This window comes from Pseudomonas sp. BIGb0176 (assembly GCF_024810175.1).
Classification (GTDB): Bacteria; Pseudomonadota; Gammaproteobacteria; order Pseudomonadales; family Pseudomonadaceae; genus Aquipseudomonas; species Aquipseudomonas protegens.
On sequence record NZ_JANUEC010000001.1, the window covers coordinates 1,442,313 to 1,461,393 of the forward strand.

General features: G+C 64.8%; 14 protein-coding genes. 8 read left to right on the plus strand and 6 right to left on the minus strand.

The genetic code is table 11. The annotated features are described in order from the left end of the window. Positions 1–9 precede the first annotated feature (9 nt). Entirely contained in the window at positions 10–3,216 is a 3,207-nt protein-coding gene (locus M2395_RS06140; protein ID WP_123430797.1) for an ATP-binding protein, read from the plus strand. A gap of 30 nt (positions 3,217–3,246) precedes the next feature. On the opposite strand, the gene M2395_RS06145 is transcribed toward M2395_RS06140, so the two are convergent. Beyond that, positions 3,247–4,161, minus strand: coding sequence for a helix-turn-helix domain-containing protein (locus M2395_RS06145; protein WP_011061242.1), 915 nt, complete (start codon positions 4,159–4,161; stop codon positions 3,247–3,249). 163 nt (positions 4,162–4,324) lie between these two features. Here M2395_RS06145 and M2395_RS06150 point away from each other — a divergent pair, with 163 nt between their 5' ends. From M2395_RS06150 to M2395_RS06160, 3 genes are read left to right on the plus strand one after another with little or no spacing between them, the layout of a single operon-like run. Beyond that, on the plus strand, positions 4,325–5,683 hold the full coding sequence (locus tag M2395_RS06150) for a glutamine synthetase family protein (RefSeq protein ID WP_011061241.1): 1,359 nt from the start codon (positions 4,325–4,327) through the stop codon (positions 5,681–5,683). A gap of 47 nt (positions 5,684–5,730) precedes the next feature. Next, entirely contained in the window at positions 5,731–6,819 is a 1,089-nt protein-coding gene (locus M2395_RS06155; protein WP_015635574.1) for a polyamine ABC transporter substrate-binding protein, read from the plus strand. Then, entirely contained in the window at positions 6,816–8,129 is a 1,314-nt protein-coding gene (locus M2395_RS06160; RefSeq protein WP_123430798.1) for an FAD-binding oxidoreductase, read from the plus strand. Before M2395_RS06155 ends, M2395_RS06160 begins: the two co-directional genes overlap by 4 nt. 118 nt (positions 8,130–8,247) lie before the next feature. Here M2395_RS06160 and M2395_RS06165 read toward each other — a convergent pair whose 3' ends face one another. Together M2395_RS06165 and M2395_RS06170 are read right to left on the minus strand one after the other, a co-directional pair. Beyond that, complete coding sequence (locus tag M2395_RS06165) at positions 8,248–9,195, minus strand: alpha/beta fold hydrolase (RefSeq protein WP_123430799.1); 948 nt, start codon at positions 9,193–9,195, stop codon at positions 8,248–8,250. 122 nt (positions 9,196–9,317) lie between these two features. Further along, on the minus strand, positions 9,318–10,061 hold the full coding sequence (locus M2395_RS06170) for a TetR/AcrR family transcriptional regulator (RefSeq protein ID WP_011061237.1): 744 nt from the start codon (positions 10,059–10,061) through the stop codon (positions 9,318–9,320). Between the two features lie 355 nt (positions 10,062–10,416). On the opposite strand from M2395_RS06170, the gene M2395_RS06175 reads away from it, so the two are divergent. The 4 genes from M2395_RS06175 to M2395_RS06190 are packed head-to-tail and all read left to right on the plus strand — an operon-like array spanning position 10,417 to position 15,085. Continuing rightward, positions 10,417–11,121, plus strand: a complete 705-nt coding sequence (locus tag M2395_RS06175) for an ABC transporter ATP-binding protein (RefSeq protein WP_015635572.1) — start codon at positions 10,417–10,419, stop codon at positions 11,119–11,121. Continuing rightward, positions 11,118–12,317, plus strand: coding sequence for an ABC transporter permease (locus M2395_RS06180; protein ID WP_015635571.1), 1,200 nt, complete (start codon positions 11,118–11,120; stop codon positions 12,315–12,317). The genes M2395_RS06175 and M2395_RS06180 overlap by 4 nt, the downstream gene beginning before the upstream one ends. After that, the gene (locus tag M2395_RS06185; protein ID WP_011061234.1) at positions 12,310–13,800 is read left to right on the plus strand and encodes a TolC family protein; all 1,491 of its coding nucleotides are present in this window, start codon (positions 12,310–12,312) and stop codon (positions 13,798–13,800) included. Before M2395_RS06180 ends, M2395_RS06185 begins: the two co-directional genes overlap by 8 nt. Next, the gene (locus tag M2395_RS06190; RefSeq protein WP_015635570.1) at positions 13,790–15,085 is read left to right on the plus strand and encodes an efflux RND transporter periplasmic adaptor subunit; all 1,296 of its coding nucleotides are present in this window, start codon (positions 13,790–13,792) and stop codon (positions 15,083–15,085) included. Before M2395_RS06185 ends, M2395_RS06190 begins: the two co-directional genes overlap by 11 nt. 81 nt (positions 15,086–15,166) lie before the next feature. Here the strand turns inward: M2395_RS06190 and M2395_RS06195 are convergent, their stop codons facing one another. The 3 genes from M2395_RS06195 to M2395_RS06205 are packed head-to-tail and all read right to left on the minus strand — an operon-like array spanning position 15,167 to position 19,078. Beyond that, positions 15,167–16,870 carry a long-chain-fatty-acid--CoA ligase gene (locus tag M2395_RS06195; protein ID WP_015635569.1) on the minus strand — a complete coding sequence of 568 codons (1,704 nt, stop codon included), beginning with the start codon at positions 16,868–16,870 and terminating at the stop codon, positions 15,167–15,169. 19 nt (positions 16,871–16,889) lie between these two features. Continuing rightward, the gene (locus tag M2395_RS06200; RefSeq protein WP_011061231.1) at positions 16,890–18,188 is read right to left on the minus strand and encodes an acetyl-CoA C-acetyltransferase; all 1,299 of its coding nucleotides are present in this window, start codon (positions 18,186–18,188) and stop codon (positions 16,890–16,892) included. After that, a complete protein-coding gene (locus tag M2395_RS06205; protein WP_123430800.1) occupies positions 18,188–19,078 on the minus strand; it encodes a MaoC/PaaZ C-terminal domain-containing protein in 891 nt (296 codons plus the stop codon). Before M2395_RS06205 ends, M2395_RS06200 begins: the two co-directional genes overlap by 1 nt. Positions 19,079–19,081 lie beyond the last annotated feature (3 nt).

The window sequence follows — 19,081 nt, forward strand, 5'->3', positions numbered from 1 at the left end:
TAACCTGATGTGAGGTTACTGCCACGTCCGCTGTTTTTCATACTGATATTGTGGTTGGCCCTGCCGGTATTCGCGCAGGACAGGGTGAAGATCCGTGCCCGCCAGCCGCTGGACTTCCTCGATATTCGCCCCAGCATCGATGAACAGACCTGGCTGCGTAACAAAGAGGCCCTGTTGGTCGGCATCGTCAGTGGCGACCTGCCCCCCTACCGGGAAATCAATCAGCGCCATGAACTCGAAGGCATAGGAGCGGACTATCTGGGGGCCTTGCAGCGCGAGCTGGCGATCCCCGTGGAAGTCCGCACCTACCCCAATACGGATGCCGCCTATCACGCCTTGCGCAGGGGCGAGGTCGATCTGGTAGACAGCGCTACCCAGGTGGAAGCAGAGGATTACCAGGTCCGGCTGAGCCCAAGCTACGCGGTCACCGAACTGGCCCTGTATGCCGAGAGCGGTGATCTGCGGGACTACCGCGCGAACATCTCCAGGACACGGATCGCCGCCACCCGCGGCATGGCCCTGGAGCTCTATCTGCGCACCGGTGGACGGGGCCTGATCCAGCTGTACGATTCCCCCCGCGCCGCCATGGGCTCGGTACTCGATGGCGACGCAGACATCTACCTGGGGGACTCGCTGTCTACCGGCTATCTATCCAGCCAATTGTTCAGCGACCAGTTGGTGATCAGCCACAGTGCACGGTTGCCGGAAATCCGGGTCGGGTTTGCCGTGGCCCGTGACAATACCCACCTGCAACAGTTGCTCGAGCGAGCCCTGGGCGGCATCAAGCGCTGCCAGGTGATATCGGCGCTGCAGATGTGGGGCGGTACGGGTAACTGCGACTCCAACAGTTTTCGCGAACGCCTGGACGCCGATCAGCGTCGCTGGCTGGAGCATGCACCGCCGGTGCGGCTGGTGATCAGCGACGACCTGGCGCCCTATGCGTTTTTCAACAGCCGCGGGCTGTTCAACGGCATCGCTTCGGACCTTCTGGACCTCATCCGGCGCAAGAGCGGGCTGCGCTTCGAGGTCTCCCGGGTCGGCTCGCTCAAGCAGGTCGACACCCGCCTGCGCGAAGGCCGTGCGGACCTCAGCATACTGGCCCGCGCCAACCCCAGGCGTGCGTCCTACCTGTATACCCGGCCCATCGTCACTACGCCCTATGTGATTGTGCGCAAGACCGACGCACCGCCCCTGACACCGCTGAACCGCGACTCCATCGGCTCCGTGGCGCTCGCCTCCGGCTACCTGCAGAGCGAGGACCTGCGCGAGCGCTATCCACGGCTATGGGTCCAGCAGACATCCACCGTTGCCGAGGCCCTCAACCGGGTGCGCCAAGGCAAGGCGGACTTCACCCTGGCACCAGCCAACCTGGCCAACTACTACCTGTCCTTCAGGCTCCAGAACAGCCTGAAGATTCACGGCATGATGCAAGGCCAGGAAGCCCGGATCGCCTTCGCCGCACCGCAAAGCCAGCAGCAACTGATCGCCATCATCGACCAGGCCATGGCCGAGATCAGCCCTCAGGAATACCTGCAGATCCTGGGTCGCTGGCGCGCCAGCGGCAGCACCGACGACAGCTACTGGAAAGGTGTGACGGCCTTCACCTGGAAAATCCTGGGCAGCCTGGGCCTGATGCTGGTGCTGGCGGCCTGGTGGATTCTGAGCCAGCGACGACGGATCATTCGCAAGCGCCTGGACCTGCTGCAGCGCCAGTTGATCCTCGACCAGTTGCGCGATGCCAAAGAAGCCGCCGAGCATGCCAGCCGCAGCAAGACCGTGTTCCTGACCACCATGAGCCATGAGATCCGTACCCCCCTGAGCGCCATCGTCGGCATGCTGGAGCTGGTGCTGACCCGTGACAACGACCGCGAACTCAATACCCGCTCCGTGCATATCGCCTACGAGTCGGCGCAGAACCTGCTGGCGCTGATCGGCCATATCCTGGATATCTCGCGGATCGAATCCGGGCGCCTGACCCTGCGCCCGGAAGCCGCCAGCCTCAAGGACCTGATCGAATCGGTGGCCAATGTCTTCGATGGCCTGGCCCGCCAGAAGCACCTGGACATCCACCTGCAGTTCGATGCCTGGGCCACCGCGCAAGTGTGGATCGATGGCCTGAAGTTCAAGCAGATCATCTCCAACCTGCTGAGTAACGCGATCAAGTTCACCGAACAGGGCGAGATCCATATCCGTTGCCTGGGCCAGGTGAAAGATGAACACTTTCTCGACTTCCATGTCGAAGTGATCGACACCGGCCCGGGCATTCCGGCTTCGCAGATCCAGAAGATCTTCACCCCGTTCTTCGAGGTCGACAGCGTGGTCAGCAACCCCAACGCCGGATCGGGGCTGGGCCTGTCCATCAGTCATTCGCTGACCCAGCTGATGAACGGCAGCCTGCAAGTCCAGAGCGAACTTGGCGTAGGTACCCGCATGACCTTCAAGGCCTGTTTTCAGCGCGTTGCCGACGAGCGCAGCAGCGCCACCGACAGCGCGGAACAAGCGGTGCTCAACAGCACCGACCAGCCCCTGTGCGTGTTGATCGTCGAAGACCACCTGCCCAGCCAGTACCTGCTCAACCAGCAGATCAACTACCTGGGACACGAGGCCCTGATCGCCTACAACGGCCTGGAAGGCCTGGCCATGTGGCAGGAGCATGACGTGGATATCATCATCACCGACTGCAACATGCCGCAGATGAGCGGCCATGAGATGAGCCAGGCGATCCGGCGCATGGAGGGCCAGATGGGGGTGCGCCCCTGCACCATCATCGGCCTGACCGCCAGCGCCCAGCTTGAGGAACTGGAACGCTGCCTGGCTTCGGGCATGGACAGTGCCCTGGCCAAGCCGATCAGCCTTGCCGGGCTGAACCGCCTGATCCCCAAGCTGAGCCTGACGCCCCCCCAGGCGCAGAGCGCGGTGCCGTCGTTGAACGGCGACATCCACGCCGCTCTGGCCGAGCACGTGATCAACAGCAACAACGAGGAACTGCAGGCCTTGAGCAAGGCCCTGGCCAGTGGCAATCGCCAGGCCCTGAAAGCCATCGCCCACAAGCTCAAGGGCACGGCCTACCTGCTCAATGCCCAAGGTTTGCTGGAGCTGTGCGTCAGCCTGGAAGAGCTGGTGGCCGAGGCGGCCCAGGAGCAGCAATTGTCCAGCGCCGTGGCCCGGCTGGATCAGGCCCTGCGCGACCTCAACCAGTCATTGCAAGTGTACTGAGGGCTTGCCCGCAAGGCCCGGGCGCACGCCCTAGCGACGCGCCACGGCACTGCGTTTCAAGGTCTGGCTCGGCAGCTCCTTGAACAGCGCCCGGTAACTGCTGGAAAACCGCCCCAGGTGCCAGAACGACCAGTGCATCGCCACCTCGGCCACCGTGGTCTCAGTCGGCCCTCGGCTGAGCAGTTCGCGGTGCGCGCTGTTGAGCCGACGCAGGCGCAGCCATTGGCTGGGGGCCATCCCGGTAAAGGCCTTGAACGCACTCTGCAACTGGCGCAGGGACACTCCGGCTACCTGGGACAGCTCCAGCAGGTTGAGGGTTTCCTCGGGCACGTCGGCGGCCCACTGCGCTACCCGTTGCATGATCCCCCGCTCCTCGCTGCGCCGTTGCAGGCCGCCGCGGTCCAGGCGCACGCAGGCGTTGTCGAGGATGTACAGGCAGTCCTCCAGGAGTTGCTGGGTCAGGGCTTCGCGGCTGGGCGGGTCGAGGGTCTGGGACAGGCGGGTCAGGGTCGAACTCAGCCAGCGGCAGAACAAGGCGTTCTGCTGGCTGTTGAGGGGCGCCATGAACAGCCCGTCGAGGCGCTCCACACCCAGGCCGTGGCCGCGGACGAACTCGGGGCCGAACACCACCGCCACTTCCTGGTAGTTCTCCGGGGTGATCCAGATATTGCGGCTCTCGCCATTGAGCACGTACAGCGCGTTGTCGCTGCGGTCGAAACAGAACGCCAGGGCGCCTTGGGGGGCACTGAAATTCTGCTCGACCCGGGTATTCATGCATTCCTCGTAGATCTCCACGCCCTGCAGGTCCAGGTAGCGCACCAGGCCGTTGAAATGGCCAGGGGACATCTGCTGGTAATGCTGGACCCAACCCGGGGTGGCACGGATCTGATCGGCGACATCGAAGGTGTTGAACGCTTGGACCTGAAGCGGATTGGACGCTGTCATCGGGGGACCTTACGCACTCGTTTGGTGCGTTTTGGTTCTGCTTAAAGTGGATAGATGGAACAACAAGGCTCGCCCAAGATAGTCGCCAATGCGCCGCAGGGGAAGCCTTGCCGGGATACTCCCGCTCACCTCGGAGCAGATAAAACCAATAATCGAGGTCTTTATGAACGCCCCTTTCGATCAGCTTTCCTCCTGGCTGAAAGATCACAAGATTACCGAAGTAGAGTGCGTGGTCAGCGACCTGACCGGCATTGCCCGCGGCAAGATCGCACCCACCAACAAGTTCCTGCATGAGCGAGGCATGCGCCTGCCGGAAAGTGTCCTGCTGCAAACGGTAACCGGGGATTTTGTCGACGACGACCTGTACTACGAACTGCTGGACCCGGCCGATATCGACATGGTCTGCCGCCCCGACTCGTCATCGATCTACCTGGTGCCCTGGGCCATCGAACCCACCGCCATCGTCATCCACGACACCTTCGACAAATTCGGCAACCCCATCGAACTGTCGCCGCGCAACGTGTTGAAGAAAGTGCTGCAGCTGTACACCGACAAGGGCTGGAAGCCGATCGTCGCCCCGGAAATGGAGTTCTACCTGACCCAGCGCTGCGAAGACCCGGACCTGCCGCTCAAGGCTCCCCTGGGCCGCTCCGGCCGAGCGGAAAGCGGTCGCCAGTCGTTCTCCATCGATGCCGCCAACGAATTCGACCCGCTGTTCGAAGATGTCTACGACTGGTGCGAAGCCCAGGGCCTGGACCTGGACACGCTGATCCACGAAGACGGCCCGGCGCAGATGGAAATCAACTTCCGCCACGGCGACGCCCTGGACCTGGCGGACCAGATCACCGTGTTCAAGCGCACCCTGCGCGAGGCGGCGCTCAAGCACAACGTCACCGCCACCTTCATGGCCAAGCCGGTGGCCGACGAGCCCGGCAGCGCCATGCACCTGCACCAGAGCGTGGTGGACATCGACACCGGCAAGCCGATCTTCGTCGATGCCAACGGTGAGAAAAGCAAGCTGTTCCTGCACCACATCGGCGGCCTGCAGAAGTACATCCCCAAATTGCTGCCGATGTTCGCCCCCAACGTCAACTCGTTCCGCCGCTTCCTGCCGGACACCTCGGCCCCGGTGAACGTCGAATGGGGTGAGGAAAACCGCACCGTGGGCCTGCGGGTTCCGACCGCAAGCCCCGACGCCATGCGCGTGGAAAACCGCCTGCCCGGCGCCGACGCCAACCCCTACCTGGCCATTGCCGCCAGCCTGCTGTGCGGCTACCTGGGCATGGTCGAGGGCATCGAGCCCAGCGCCGCGGTGGAAGGCCGGGCCTACGAGCGGCGCAACCTGCGCCTGCCGATCACCATCGAGGACGCCCTGGCACACATGGAGGACTGCCCGACCATCGAGCAGTACCTGGGGCGCAAGTTCGTGCGCGGCTACGTGGCGGTCAAGCGTGCCGAACACGAGAACTTCAAGCGCGTGATCAGCTCCTGGGAACGCGAGTTCCTGCTGCTCAGCGTCTGACAACCCGCATTCTGCAATCAACAAAAACAACCCGAAGAGGTGTCGATATGCGTCTTTTGAAAGCAGTGGTCCCGGCAGCATTGGCGGTCTTGTGCAGCACCGCCGTCCAGGCACAACCCAGTGTCAGCGTGTACAACTGGACCGACTACATCGGCCAGACCACCCTCGCCGACTTCCAGGGCAAGACCGGGGTCAAGGTGATCTACGACGTCTTCGACTCCAACGAAACCCTGGAGGGCAAACTGCTGGCCGGGCGCACCGGCTACGACGTGGTAGTGCCCTCCAACCACTTCCTGGCGCGCCAGGTGAAGGCCGGCGCGTTCCTCAAGCTCGACCGCTCGCAGTTGCCCAACTGGAAGAACCTGGACCCCAAGCTGCTGGCCCTGCTGGAGCAGAACGACCCCGGCAACCAGTACTCGGTGCCCTACCTCTGGGGCACCAACGGCATCGGCTACAACGTCGACAAGGTCAAGCAGGTACTGGGCATCGACCACATCGACTCGTGGGCGGTGCTGCTGGAGCCTGAGAACCTCAAGAAGCTGCAGCAGTGCGGGGTGTCGATGATGGACTCGCCGGATGAAGTGTTCCCGGCGGTGCTCAACTACCTGGGCCTGGACCCGCGCAGCGAGAACCCCGAGGACTACAAGAAGGCCGAGGCCAAGCTGCTGACCCTGCGCCCCTACATCACCTACTTCCACTCCTCCAAGTACGTTTCGGACCTGGCCAACGGTGATATCTGCATCGCCTTCGGTTACTCCGGAGACGTGTTCCAGGCCGCCAACCGGGCCAAGGAAGCCAAGAACGGGGTGAACATCGCCTATTCGATTCCCAAGGAAGGCAGCAACCTGTGGTTCGACCTGCTGGCGATTCCCGCCGATGCCGGCAACGTCAAGGAAGCCCACGCCTTCATCAACTACCTGCTGGACCCGCAAGTGATCGCCAAGGTCAGCGCCTATGTCGGCTACGCCAACCCCAACCCGGCTTCCCAGCAGTACATGGAGGCCGACCTGGTGAACAACCCCGAGGTCTATCCACCTCAGGCCGTGCTCGACAAGCTGTACATCTCCACCACCCAGTCGCCGGCCATCATGCGCTTGATGACCCGCTCCTGGAGCAAAGTGAAGTCCAACAAATGATTCAGCCAAACCTTTCGGGCAGCGCCAACGGGCATGCCCGCTCCTACTACGCCGCCTCGGCCGGCAGCCTGCCCGGCTACCCATCGCTGGAGGGCCAACCGAGCGCCGACGTCTGCGTGATCGGCGGCGGTTTCACCGGGGTCAACACCGCCATCGAGCTGGCCCGGCGCGGGCTCTCGGTGATCCTCCTAGAAGCCCGGCGCATCGGCTGGGGCGCCAGCGGGCGCAACGGCGGCCAACTGATCCGCGGCATTGGCCACGAGGTCACAGGCTTTGCCCGCTACGTCGGCCAGGAAGGGGTGAAATACCTCGAGCAGGCCGGCATCGACTCGGTGGAGGTGGTACGCCAGCGCATCAGCGAACATGCCATCGACTGCGACCTGCGCTGGGGCTTCTGTGAGCTGGCCAACACCCCGGCCCAGTTCGCCGCCTTCCAGGCCGAGCAGGACAGCCTGGTCAGGCTGGGCTACCGCCACCCCACTCGGCTGGTGGCGCCCCAGGACATGCAGCAGGTGGTGGCCTCCTCGGTGTATGCCGGGGGGCTGGTGGACATGGGCTCTGGGCACTTGCACCCGCTCAAGCTGGTGCTGGGCGAAGCGCGGCTGGCAGCGTCCCTGGGGGTAAGGATCTTCGAGCAGAGCCCGGTGCTGGAACTGACCCACGGCGAGAGTGTGAAGGTGCGCTGCGCAACCGGCACTGTCACCGCCGGGCACCTGGTGCTGGCCTGCAATGCCCACCTGGAAGACCTCGAGCCGCGGCTCAGTGGCAAGGTGCTGCCGGCGGGCAGCTACATCATCACCACCGAGCCGCTGGCCGAGGCCCGGGCCAGGCAACTGATCCCGGACAACCTGGCGCTGTGCGACCAGAAAGTCGGCCTGGACTACTACCGACTGACCGCGGACCGGCGCTTGCTGTTCGGCGGTGCCTGCCACTATTCGGGGCGTGATCCGGCGGATATTGCCGGCTACATGCGACCCAAGATGCTCAAGGTCTTCCCGCAGTTGCAGGATGTGGCGATCGACTTCCAGTGGGGCGGCAAGATCGGCATCACCGCCAATCGCTTCCCCCAGGTCGGGCGCCTGTCGCAGTACCCCAATGTGTACTACGCCCAGGGCTATTCCGGGCATGGCCTGAACGTCACCCACTGGACTGCGCGGCTACTGGCCGAGGCCATCCATGCCGGCCACAGTCGCGGCCTGGACGTGTTCAGCGGCGTACCGCACATGACCTTCCCCGGCGGCCCGGCCCTGCGGGCACCACTGCTGGCCCTGGGCATGCTCTGGCACCGGATGCGGGAAATGCTCGGTTGATCGGCCCCCTTCGCTGGCACCACCCGGCCTCGTAGCAGCCGGCTTGCCGGCGAACACCTTGCGCCGCACCTGCTGGCGTGTTCGCTGGCACGCCAGCTCCTGCGGGGCGGCGGGCTCCCTAGGTGAACCGGCGCTGCAGGAAATCCAGCAACAGGGCATTGACCTGCTGCGGCCGTTCGTTCTGGATCCAGTGCCCGCAGTCCGCCAGCAGGTGCTGCTCAAGGTCCGCCACCTTGCCCGGCATGCGCTTGAGGGTATGGGCTTCCAGTACACCCACCGGGTCCTGGTCGCCCAGCAGGAACAAGGTCGGTTGCTGGACCTGGGCATCGGCCAGGAACTCGGTGCGCTTCCAGGTCCGCTCGAAATTGCGGTACCAGTTCAGGGCACCGCGAAAGCCGCGCCCGGTGAAGGTCTGGCGATAGGCCTGGAAATCCTCCCCGCTGCACCACTGCGGCAACCCTGCGGGCACCGTCACCCCGTCGAACAACCGGGCATCGGCCGGCTTGGGTTGCAGCAATGCACCGACATTGCCCATGAACAGGCGCAGGCTGGCGTCTATATCGGCGTCCAGTTCCGCCTCGGCCACTCCCGGCTGCTGGAAGTAGAGGATGTAGTTGAAATGCTCGCCGTGCACCTGGCGCATGATCTCGCTGGCCGGGCGTTTCGGCCGCCCGGCAAAGGGCACCGACAGGGTCACCAGCGCCGCCACCCGCTGCGGCTCCAGCAGCGCCAGGTGCCAGGCCACGGGGGCGCCCCAGTCGTGGCCGACGATGCACACCCGCTGCTGGCCGAAGGCGTGCATGGCCTGCTGGATATCGGCGCACAGGGTCAGCAGGTCGTAGGCCTGCACCGCCTCGGGAGCCGAGCTGCGGCCATAGCCACGCATTTCCGGGACGAACACCCGGAACCCCGCTGCCACCAGGGCCGGCACTTGATGGCGCCAGGAATGCCAGCACTCGGGAAAACCGTGCAGCAGCCATACCGGCTGCCCGTGTTCCGGGCCGCTGACCCGCACACTGAGCTCGATGCCGTTGACGGCCAGAACATGCTGTTGGGAGGAACTCATGGCGAATGCTCCAAGGCAGATGCAAGGAGCAGAACCTAGCAGATGTGGGCACCTGCCCCGAGAATCATTGACGCTCCGAATGATCCTGCTGCGCTGTCGGGGCCGGGCGGCTCAGCCGGGAATCAGCCGGCCAGGGAATGGGATTGCTGACGGATCAGGCGCTGGGTATCGAGGACTTTCTCCAGGGCCTGCTCGGAATCGGGGTCCTGCATGGGGGCGCGAATCGCCGCCGACACCAGGCTGATGAGCTTGGCCATGACTTCAGCATCGGTGGCCGGGCGTCCAAGGCTCATGGCCTGCATCAGCAGGCGCAGCTCGGTGCCGGCCATGACGCCGGAAATAGCCTTGAGGGCAAATTGCAGGCGCACCCCCAGCTCGTTGCGCGGCAGGTCCGGCAAAGCCAGGGCAAAGGCCTTGAAGAAGCGCTCGAACACCGGCTGGTAATGCTCCTTGAGGTATTCCTGGATAAAGGGCGAAGTATCGCTGTAGACCCGGCCAAGGAAGCGGATGAACGAGCGCCCTTCCACGCCGCCACTCTCGTCGCTGCGCTCGAGGCCCATGGCCGGGGCGAACAGCACCCCCAGCAGGGTTTCGCAGTCCAGCGGGCCCTCGGCCTGTTCCTCGCACTTGGCCAGCAGTTCCAGGCGCTGATCATTGAGTGGCCCCAGGCGCTGCATCAACAGGGCCTTCATCAGCGAATCCTTGTCGCCGAAGTGGTAGTTCACCGCCGCCAGGTTGACCTTGGCCCGCTCGGTGATCTGGCGCAGCAGCACCGCGTCGTAGCCGTACTTGATAAATAATGCCTCGGTCGCTTCCAGCAGTCGGGTCTTGGTGACATTGGGGGCACTGAGTTTCTTGGCGACCATGGAGGACTAACCTTTGCTGGGATGAAAAACTGACCGTTCGAACAGTGTTTTAAAAAAAAATTTGATTTTTTATACCTGCGAGAAGCCCTAAAAGCAAGCGCCCGAGGGACCGTCACGGTGGCCACCGGCCTTTTTGTGACCCACGGGTTTCTCCGCAAAAAAACCTGGAAAAAGCCCTCAATTACCCGGTTCAGACGGCTGGCGTGGCAGGATGAACGCAGTTACTATTCAAACAATGTTTTTAAAATAATAAATAAAACCAGAGCTTGGCCCTGCCCCTGAATACCCCTGTTGCGTGATCCCTGCGCCCCGTGGTTGTTCAAGCAGCCAGTCGAGCCAGCCGGCGCGGTAAGCGATGACAGAGACGATAATCGAGCAAGGTTTTATCTCCCTGCAGGGCATAGGCAAGAGCTATCGGCTGGCGGAGCAACCGCTCCACATTCTCAAGAACGTCTCCCTTTGCATCGAGGCCGGTGAAAGCTGCGCCATCCTGGGTGCCTCCGGTTCCGGCAAAAGCACCCTGCTGAACATTCTCGGCCTGCTGGATCTGCCCGACAGCGGCGACTATCACTTTGCCGGCCACGATATCTTCCGCGCCAGCCCCGACCAGTTGGCGGCGATCCGCAACCAGCAGATCGGCTTCGTGTTCCAGAGCTTCAACCTGCTGCCGCGTCTCAGCGCCCTGGACAACGTCGCCCTGCCCCTGAGCTACCGCGGCGTGGCCCGGCGTGATTCCCTGGAGCGGGCCATGCACATGCTCGACCAGGTAGGCCTCGGGCAACGCGCCGACCACCGCCCGGCGGACCTTTCCGGCGGCCAGCGCCAGCGGGTGGCGATCGCCCGGGCACTGGTGGGCGAACCCTCGGTGATCCTCGCCGACGAACCCACCGGCAACCTCGACAGCCACACCGCCCAGGACATCATGGACCTGCTGCTGGCGCTGAACCGCGAGCGCCGGGTGACCCTGATCATCGTCACCCACGACCCCAATATCGCCCAGCGCCTGGAACGGCAGATCCGTGTCACCAATGGCGTGGTGCAGGAGGTCTGCCCGGCATGAGCCTCAAGGTCGAGCAAAGCGCCAGCCAGTTGCTGCACGAAGCCTTCGTCAGCCTGCGCACCCTGGGCAAGCGTTCGATCCTGGCCCTGCTGGGCATCGTCATCGGCAGTTCCTCGGTGGTGGCACTGATCAACATCGGCCACAACGCCGCCGAGGACGCCGCGGCGATCTTCCAGAACATGGGCACCGACACCCTGGTGGCCCGCTTTCCCGCCAGCGCCGACAGCCGCACGCCGCTGCCCGCGGCCCTGGACACCCGGGCGCTGAGCCAGGCGGTGCCTAGCCTGGTCAACATTGCCCCGACGGTGTTGCTCAGCGCCACGCTTATTCGCAATGGCCGCTCCGCCAACGCCAGCGTGGTGGGCGCGACCGCCGAGCTGGCGCCGGCCATGCGCCTGCAGTTGCGTGAGGGGCGCTTTCTCTCGGACTTCGATCAGAACGAAATCTATGCGGTGATCGGCCATCAGGTGGCTCAGACCCTGGGCGCCGCCGGGGCCCCGCTGCAACTGGGGGACCGGGTGCGGATCAACGACTACCTGTTCCTGGTCATCGGTATCCTGCAGAACCAGCCCAGCGCGGTGCTGGTGCCAATCCAGGCCAATGACTCGGTGTTCCTGCCCCAGGGCAGCATGCGGCGGATTTTCCCTTCGCCACAGATCGACAACGTGGTGACCCGGGTCGCCGGTGGCCAGAACATGGAGCAGGTCGCCGCGGCCATGACCCAGGCCTTGAAAAAGATCCTGCGCGGACGTGAGGTGGAAGTGCAGGTACCGCAGCAGATCATCGACGGCATGACCCGGCAGAGCCGCACCTTTGGCTACCTGCTGATGGCCCTGGGCGGCATTTCCCTGGTGGGGGGTGGCGTGGGGGTGATGAACGTGATGCTGATGAATGTCTCGGAGCGCCGCCGCGAGATCGGCATCCGCATGGCCCTGGGCGCCCGGCAAAAGGACATCCGCAACCTGTTCCTGCTGGAGGCGGTCAGCCTGACCGCAGTCGGCGCCCTGTCGGGGGCGATACTGGGGGTCGCCTCGGCCTTTATCTACGCCCGGATGTCCGGCTGGCACTTCTCCCTCGCGGGAGCCGCACTGCCGCTGGGGATCGGGAGCACCCTGCTGGTGGGCCTGTTTTTCGGCCTGTACCCGGCCATTTCGGCATCCAGACTGCAACCGGTGGAGGCGTTGCGCGATGAATGACTGGCGCCTGCGAACACTCGCCTGCCTGTGCCTTTTGTACTTGCCGGCGCTCAGCGCCGATGAGCGGGTGGATCGCCCTTCCGCTCCCACCATGCGCAGCGACTACTCGCGCAGCGCCCTGCTCAGCCAGCAGGTCACCGACCTGACCCTGGGGGACGCGGTCTACCTGGGCTTGCGCAACAACCGCAGCATCCGCAGTTCGTACCTGCAGCGGGTGGCGCAGAAGTTCGACCTGCGGGTGGCCGAGGATGTGTTCAACCCCAAGCTGCTGATCACCGGCAACTACCGCACCACCCGGGGCAGCAGCGACACCACGCAGAACCTCAACATGGCCCCGGCCACCAGCCTGTTGAGCGAGTACGGCACGCGCCTGAGCATGGCCTGGATCCAGGACCTGAACAAAGCCGATCGGGCCGGCCGCCAGCGCAGCGACGGCCTGGACCTGGCGATCATCCAGCCATTGCTGCGCGGCGCCGGCTGGGACGTGACCACCGCGCCGTTGCGCCTGGCGCGCATCACCGAACAAAGCAACCGCCTCAACCTCAAGGCCGGGGTCGCCCAGACCATCACCGCGATCATTACCACCTACCGCGAGCTGCTGCGTTCCCAGGAACAGCTGACCATCGCCCAGGAAGCCCTCAAGCGCGCCAATGCCCTGCTGGAAGTCAACCGCGCGCTGATCAGCGCCGGGCGCATGGCCGAGTTCGAGATCGTGCAGACCGAAGCCGACATCGCCAGCCAGGAGCTGGGGGTGGAGGAAGCGCGCAACCAGGTGGACGTCAACCGCCTGTCGCTGCTGCGTCTGCTGGCCCTGGACATGTCCAGCCGGATCCACGCCAGCGAGGCCCTGCAGGCGGCCAAGATCAGCATCGACCAGCGCGAGGCCCTGCGCCTTGCGCAGATCCAGCAGCCCGAATACCTGGCTACCCTGCTGGGCAGCCAGCAGGCCGATCTGAACCTGGTGATCGCCAAGGACCAGTCACGCTGGGACGTATCCCTGGTGGCCGGGGCCAACCAGACCCGCAGCCGCTATGACAATGACACCAGCAACGGTTCGGACCGGCGCTGGGACAGCTACGCCGGGGTCCAGGTGCAGATTCCCATTGGCGACCTGAGTACCCGCCAGGCCGAGGTCCACGCCCGGGTCAATGTGGAGAACCAGGAAATCCTCCTGGCCGATGCCCGCCAGGTGCTGGAGCGTGACGTCAACAACGTGGTGCGCGACCTGGGCACCCGCTGGCGCCAGTACGAGATTGCCCAGCGCGCCAGCGAACTGTCCAAGCGCAAGCTGGACATCGAACGGGAAAAGCTCAGTGCCGGCCGTTCCAGCAACTTCCAGGTGCTGAGTTTCGAGGGTGACCTGCGCAACGCCGAGAATGCCCGGCTCAATGCGCTGATCGCCTACCTGAACGCCCAGACGCAACTGGACCTGACCCTGGGCATGACTTTGGAGAGCTGGGACATTGCGCTCAATGACTTCTGACAAGCCGCAGGCGAGCAAGCGCCGTCGCCATACCCTGCAAGCGCTGGCCCTGGCCGTCGCCCTCGCCGTGGGCGCCGCTGCCCTGGTCACCCTCCAGTCCCCCGCCAGCACTCCGGCCAGCGAGGCCCGCTGGGTCAGCGTGCAAGGCACGGTACTGACTCACCAGATCGGCCTGGTGGGCAAGATCGAACCCCAAAAGACCGTGGTCCTCACCGCCCCGTTCGAAGGCAATGTGCAGGCCAGCCTGGTGGAACAGGGCCAGCGCGTAGAGGCCGGCCAGGTCCTTTTGCAGATGGACCCGGGGCTGGTGGAAATCCAGTCGCGCGAAGCCCTTTCCACCTTGCTCAAGGCCCGCCGCACCGTCCAGGAGCTGCAGGACTGGAACAACGGCGCCGTGGTCACCCGGGCCCGCCGTACCCTGCGCAACTCGCAGATGTCCCTGGCCAATACCGAACGCAAGCTGCGGGAAAGCCAGAACCTGTTCCAGCGCGGAATCATTCCGCGCAACGAGCTCAACGACCAGGAGCAACAGGCACAGATGCAGCGCCTGGACCTGGCCGCCGCCCAGAGTGAATTGCAGCAGGCGCTGAACCAGGGCACGGGGGAATACCGGCAGATTGCCGAAATGGAGTTGACCAACGCCACGGTCAAGTACGACGCCCTGCGCAAACTGCTGGAGCACAAGAACGTGGTCGCCCCCTTTGCCGGCATCGTGGTGCCGCCACCCAATGGCGGCGCGGGCCCGAACACCGCCGGTGCCGCCAACGGTCCGGTGCAGACCGGTTCACGCCTGAGCCCGGGGCAAGTGCTGTTCGGCCTGGCCAACATCGAACAGCTGAAGATCGTCAGCAAGGTGTCGGAGCTGGACATCAACCAACTGCACCAGGGGCAGCGCGTGGAAATTCTCGGTGACGGCTTTGATGGTGAACGCCTGGAAGGCGTGGTGGATATCGTCAGCAGCCTGGCCCTGCCCAACGAAACCGCAGGTGCCGGAGCGCAATTCCCGGTGACCCTGTCGGTGCCCAAGCTCAGCCGCGAACAACTGCAACGGGTGCGCCTGGGCATGAGCGCGCGGCTGACCATCGTCACCTACCGCAACGACCAGGCCATCGTGCTGCCGCCTGCGGCGATCCAGCGCGACGCCGACGGCATGAGCGTGGAATACCGGGCAACGGCCGATCAACCAGGCCAGCGGGTGCCGGTGACCGTGGGCCAATCGACCCCGGAGGGCGTGGAAGTGTTCGGCCTGCAACCGGGCCAGGTTCGCCTGCCCAACGCCTTGTAGGCGCTGGCCTGCCAGCGAAGGCGCCCTCGGGAACGGCGCAAGGCCCAGGGGTTTCTTCGCCGGCAAGCCGGCTCCTGCGGGTCAGCGCAGGGCGCGGCGCAGGACTTTGCCCACGGTGGTCTTGGGCAGCTCTTGGGTACGGAACTCTACATAGCGCGGCACTTTGTAGCCGGTGAGGTATTCCCGGCAGTGGGCCAGCAACTGGTCCTGGGTCAGCGCCGGGTCCTTGCGCACGACGAAGATCTTCACTTTCTCGCCGGTCACATCATCCTCGACGCCAATCGCCGCCACTTCCGCCACCCCGGGGTGCAGGGCCACCACATCCTCGATCTCGTTGGGGTACACGTTGAAACCGGAGACCAGGATCATGTCCTTCTTGCGGTCCACCAGGCGAATGAAGCCCTGCTCGTTCATCACCCCGACATCCCCGGTGGACAGCCAGCCGTGGCGGTCCAGAACCTTGGCGGTTTCCTCCGGGCGCTGCCAGTAGCCCTTCATCACCTGCGGCCCGCGTACCTGCAACTCGCCCTCCTCGCCCAGCTCGGCCAGTTGGCCGTCCTCGCGCACGAAGCGCACCCAGGTCGAAGGCAGCGGTACGCCGATGGTTCCGGTGAAATCGCCTTCGCGCATGCGCGCAATGTCGATCGGGCTGATGCTCACCACCGGTGAGCACTCGGTCAGGCCGTAGCCTTCGATGATCGGCACCCCGGTGACTTCCTTCCAGCGCCGGGCCACCGAGGTGTGGGTGGCCATGCCGCCCGCAATCGCCAGCTTCAGGTCGGAGAAATCCCTGCCGCGAAACTCTTCGTTCTCCAGCAGGCCGTTGAACAGGGTGTTGACCCCGACGATGCCGCTGAACTTTTCCTTGCGCAGGATCATCTGCACCCGCTTCACGTCCCGCGGGTTGGCGATCAGGATGTTGCGCCCGCCCAGGCACATGAACATCAGGCAGTTCACCGTCAGCGACAGCACGTGGTACAGCGGCAACAGGGTGACGTTGGTTTCCTGCTGGTTCTCGTCCAGCTGGTCACCGACCCAGGCCTTGGCCTGCATCAGGTTGGCGAGGATGTTGCGGTGCGTGAGCATGGCGCCCTTGGCATCGCCGGTGGTGCCGCCGGTGTATTGCAGGAAGGCGATGTCGTCCTGCTTGAGTTCCACCGGGCGGTGCTCCAGCACGCTGGCCAGCTTCATCATCGCCGGAAAGCGGATGGCCCCGGGCAGGTTGAATTTCGGCACCTGCTTTTGCACATGGCGCAAGGCGAAGTTCAGGGCTGCGCCCTTGAAGGTGCCCAGCAGGTCACCGATGGCGGCTACCACGATGTTCTTCAATTGGCTGCCCGGCATCGCCTGTTCCAGGGTGTGGGCGAAATTCTCGAAGATCACCACGGTCTCGGCGCCGCTGTCCTTGAGCAGGTGCCGCAGTTCGTGAGCCGTGTACAGCGGGTTGACGTTGACCACCACGGCCCCCACCAGCAGGGTGCCGAACAGGCAGATCGGGTACTGCAGGCAGTTGGGCATCATCAACGCCACCCGGTCGCCCTTCTTCACCCCCTTGGACTGCAACCAGGCGGCGAAAGCGAATACCCGCTTCTCCCACAGGTCGTAGCCCATCTCGGTGCCGATGCTCACATAGGCCACCCGTTGGCGATACTTGTCCACGTGTTCGAGGAACACTTCCCGCAGCGACGGGTAACGGTCGATCTCGGCTTCGATATCGCTGGGCACTCCCGGCAGGTAAGCGTTCAGCCAGATACGCTCGACGGGTTGCAGGCTCACGACACTCATTGGCAGTCTCCTTGTTATTTTATTTTTCGACGATGGCGGTTACGCCCAGCCCGCCTGCTGCACAGATGGAAATCAGCCCGCGGCCGCCGCCGCGCTCATGGATCGCCTTGGCCAGGGTCGCCAGTTGCCGCCCACCGGTGGCGGCGAACGGATGCCCGCAGCCCAGGGAGCCGCCGTTGACGTTGAGCTTGCTGCGCTCGATGCTGCCCAGCGGTCCGTCTAGGCCGAGCTTGTCCCGGCAGTAATCAGCGTCCTCCCAGGCCTTGAGGGTGCACAGCACCTGGGCGGCAAAGGCTTCGTGGATCTCGTAGAAGTCGAAATCCTCCAGGCTCAGGCCCTCCCGGGCGAGCATGCGCGGCACGGCATAGGCCGGAGCCATGAGCAGCCCTTCACTGCCGTCGACAAAGTTCACCGCGGCGGTTTCCCCGGTACGCAGGTAGGCCAGTACCGGCAGGTTGTTGGCCGCCGCCCAGTCTTCGCTGGCCAGCAGCACCACCGAGGCGCCATCGGTGAGCGGGGTCGAGTTGCCGGCAGTCAGGGTGCCGTTGTGGCGGTCGTAGGCCGGGCCCAGGCCGGCGAGCTTCTCCAGGCTGGCGTCGGCCCGCAGGTTGTTATCGCGTTTCAGGCCGCGGTACGGGGTGATCAGGTCATCGAAGAAGCCGCGCTGGTAGGCCGCATTCAACTGGTGGTGGCTGGTGAGGGCCAGTTCATCCTGGGCCAGGCGCTTGATCTGCCAGCGCTTGGCCATTTCTTCGCAGTGCTCGCCCATGGACAGCCCGGTGCGCGGCTCGCCGTTGCGTGGCAGCAACGGCTTGAAGAACATCCCCGGGCGCACCTTGAGCAGGCTGCGCAGCTTGTTGCCGGTGCCCTTGGCGCGATTGGCCTGGAGCAAGGTGCGGCGCAGGCCTTCGTTAATGCCGATGGGCGCGTCGGAGGTGGTGTCGGCGCCCCCGGCGATGCCCACTTCGATCTGCCCCAGGGCGATCTTGTTGGCCACCAGCAGCGCCGCCTCAAGCCCGGTGCCGCAGGCCTGCTGCAGGTCATAGGCCGGGGTCTGCGGCGACAGGGTGGTGGACAAGAGACTTTCCCGGGCCAGGTTGAAATCCCGCGAATGCTTGATCACCGCCCCCGCGGCGAACTCCCCCAGGCGCTGGCCCGACAGGCCGTAGCGATCCACCAGGCCCTGCAACGCCGCCACCAGCAGGTCCTGGTTGCTGTCATTGGCATATACCGTGTTGGAACGGGCGAACGGAATCCGGTTACCGCCCAGGATCGCCACCCGGCGGACCGGCGCCGGATTGAAACTGTACTCAGCCATCAACGAGCTCCCCAGATAAATAGACCGCGCATGTGGGGCTTGTCCCCCGCGTTGTTGCGCACTTCGAACTCATGGCGCGGGCCGTCCGGCAGGCGATTCCACAGGGTCACCGCCGCCGGCAGGAAGATCGGCAGCTTGAACTCGCAGTCCAGCTGGGCTGCCGCCAGAGGATGGGGCGGTTGCTGGGCCGCCAGGGCCCGGCCCAGGGTCCACATGCCGTGGGCAATGGGCCGGCGGAAGCCGAACAGCCGGGCGCCCAGCCATGAGGTATGGATCGGGTTGAAGTCGCCGCTGACCTGGGCAAAGCGGCGGCCCAGGTCACCCCCCAGGCTCCAGCGCTGAGTGCGCACCAGGGCGTGTTCATCCCATTGCAACAAGCCCTCCCAGGGTTCGCCGATGGGCCCGGCTACACCGCGGCGCAGGTACAGGCTGTCGCTTTCCCAGACCAGGCTGCCACCGCTGTGGGCACGGGTGGCAATCGACAGGGCCTGGCCCTTGGGATGGGCCAGCCAGCGCTCGGCGAACACTTCCAGGCGCAGGGCCTGGCCCTCCTCCAGCCGTTGGTACTGGCGGATGCGGTTGGCCAGGTGGACCATGCCGCTGGCCGGGTAGGGAAACGTCGGGCGGGTCAGCAGCAACAGGTGCAGCGGGAACGCCAGGGTGTGGGGAAACGCCAGCGGCACCCCGTGTTCCCGGCGAAAACCGCAGGCCTGGGCGTAGCGGGCTATTTCGTCGGCCTTGAGCTCTACCGCCGGGCGCACCAGGCGCTCCGTCGGCAGTTGGGGCGCGGCGTCCGGCTTGGGCTTGCGCAGGCTGCGGATGCCGTCGTAAAGCAGCTGCCCCCGGGAGGGCGGCGGCTCGATGATGCGAATTGCGGTATCAGCATTCATGGC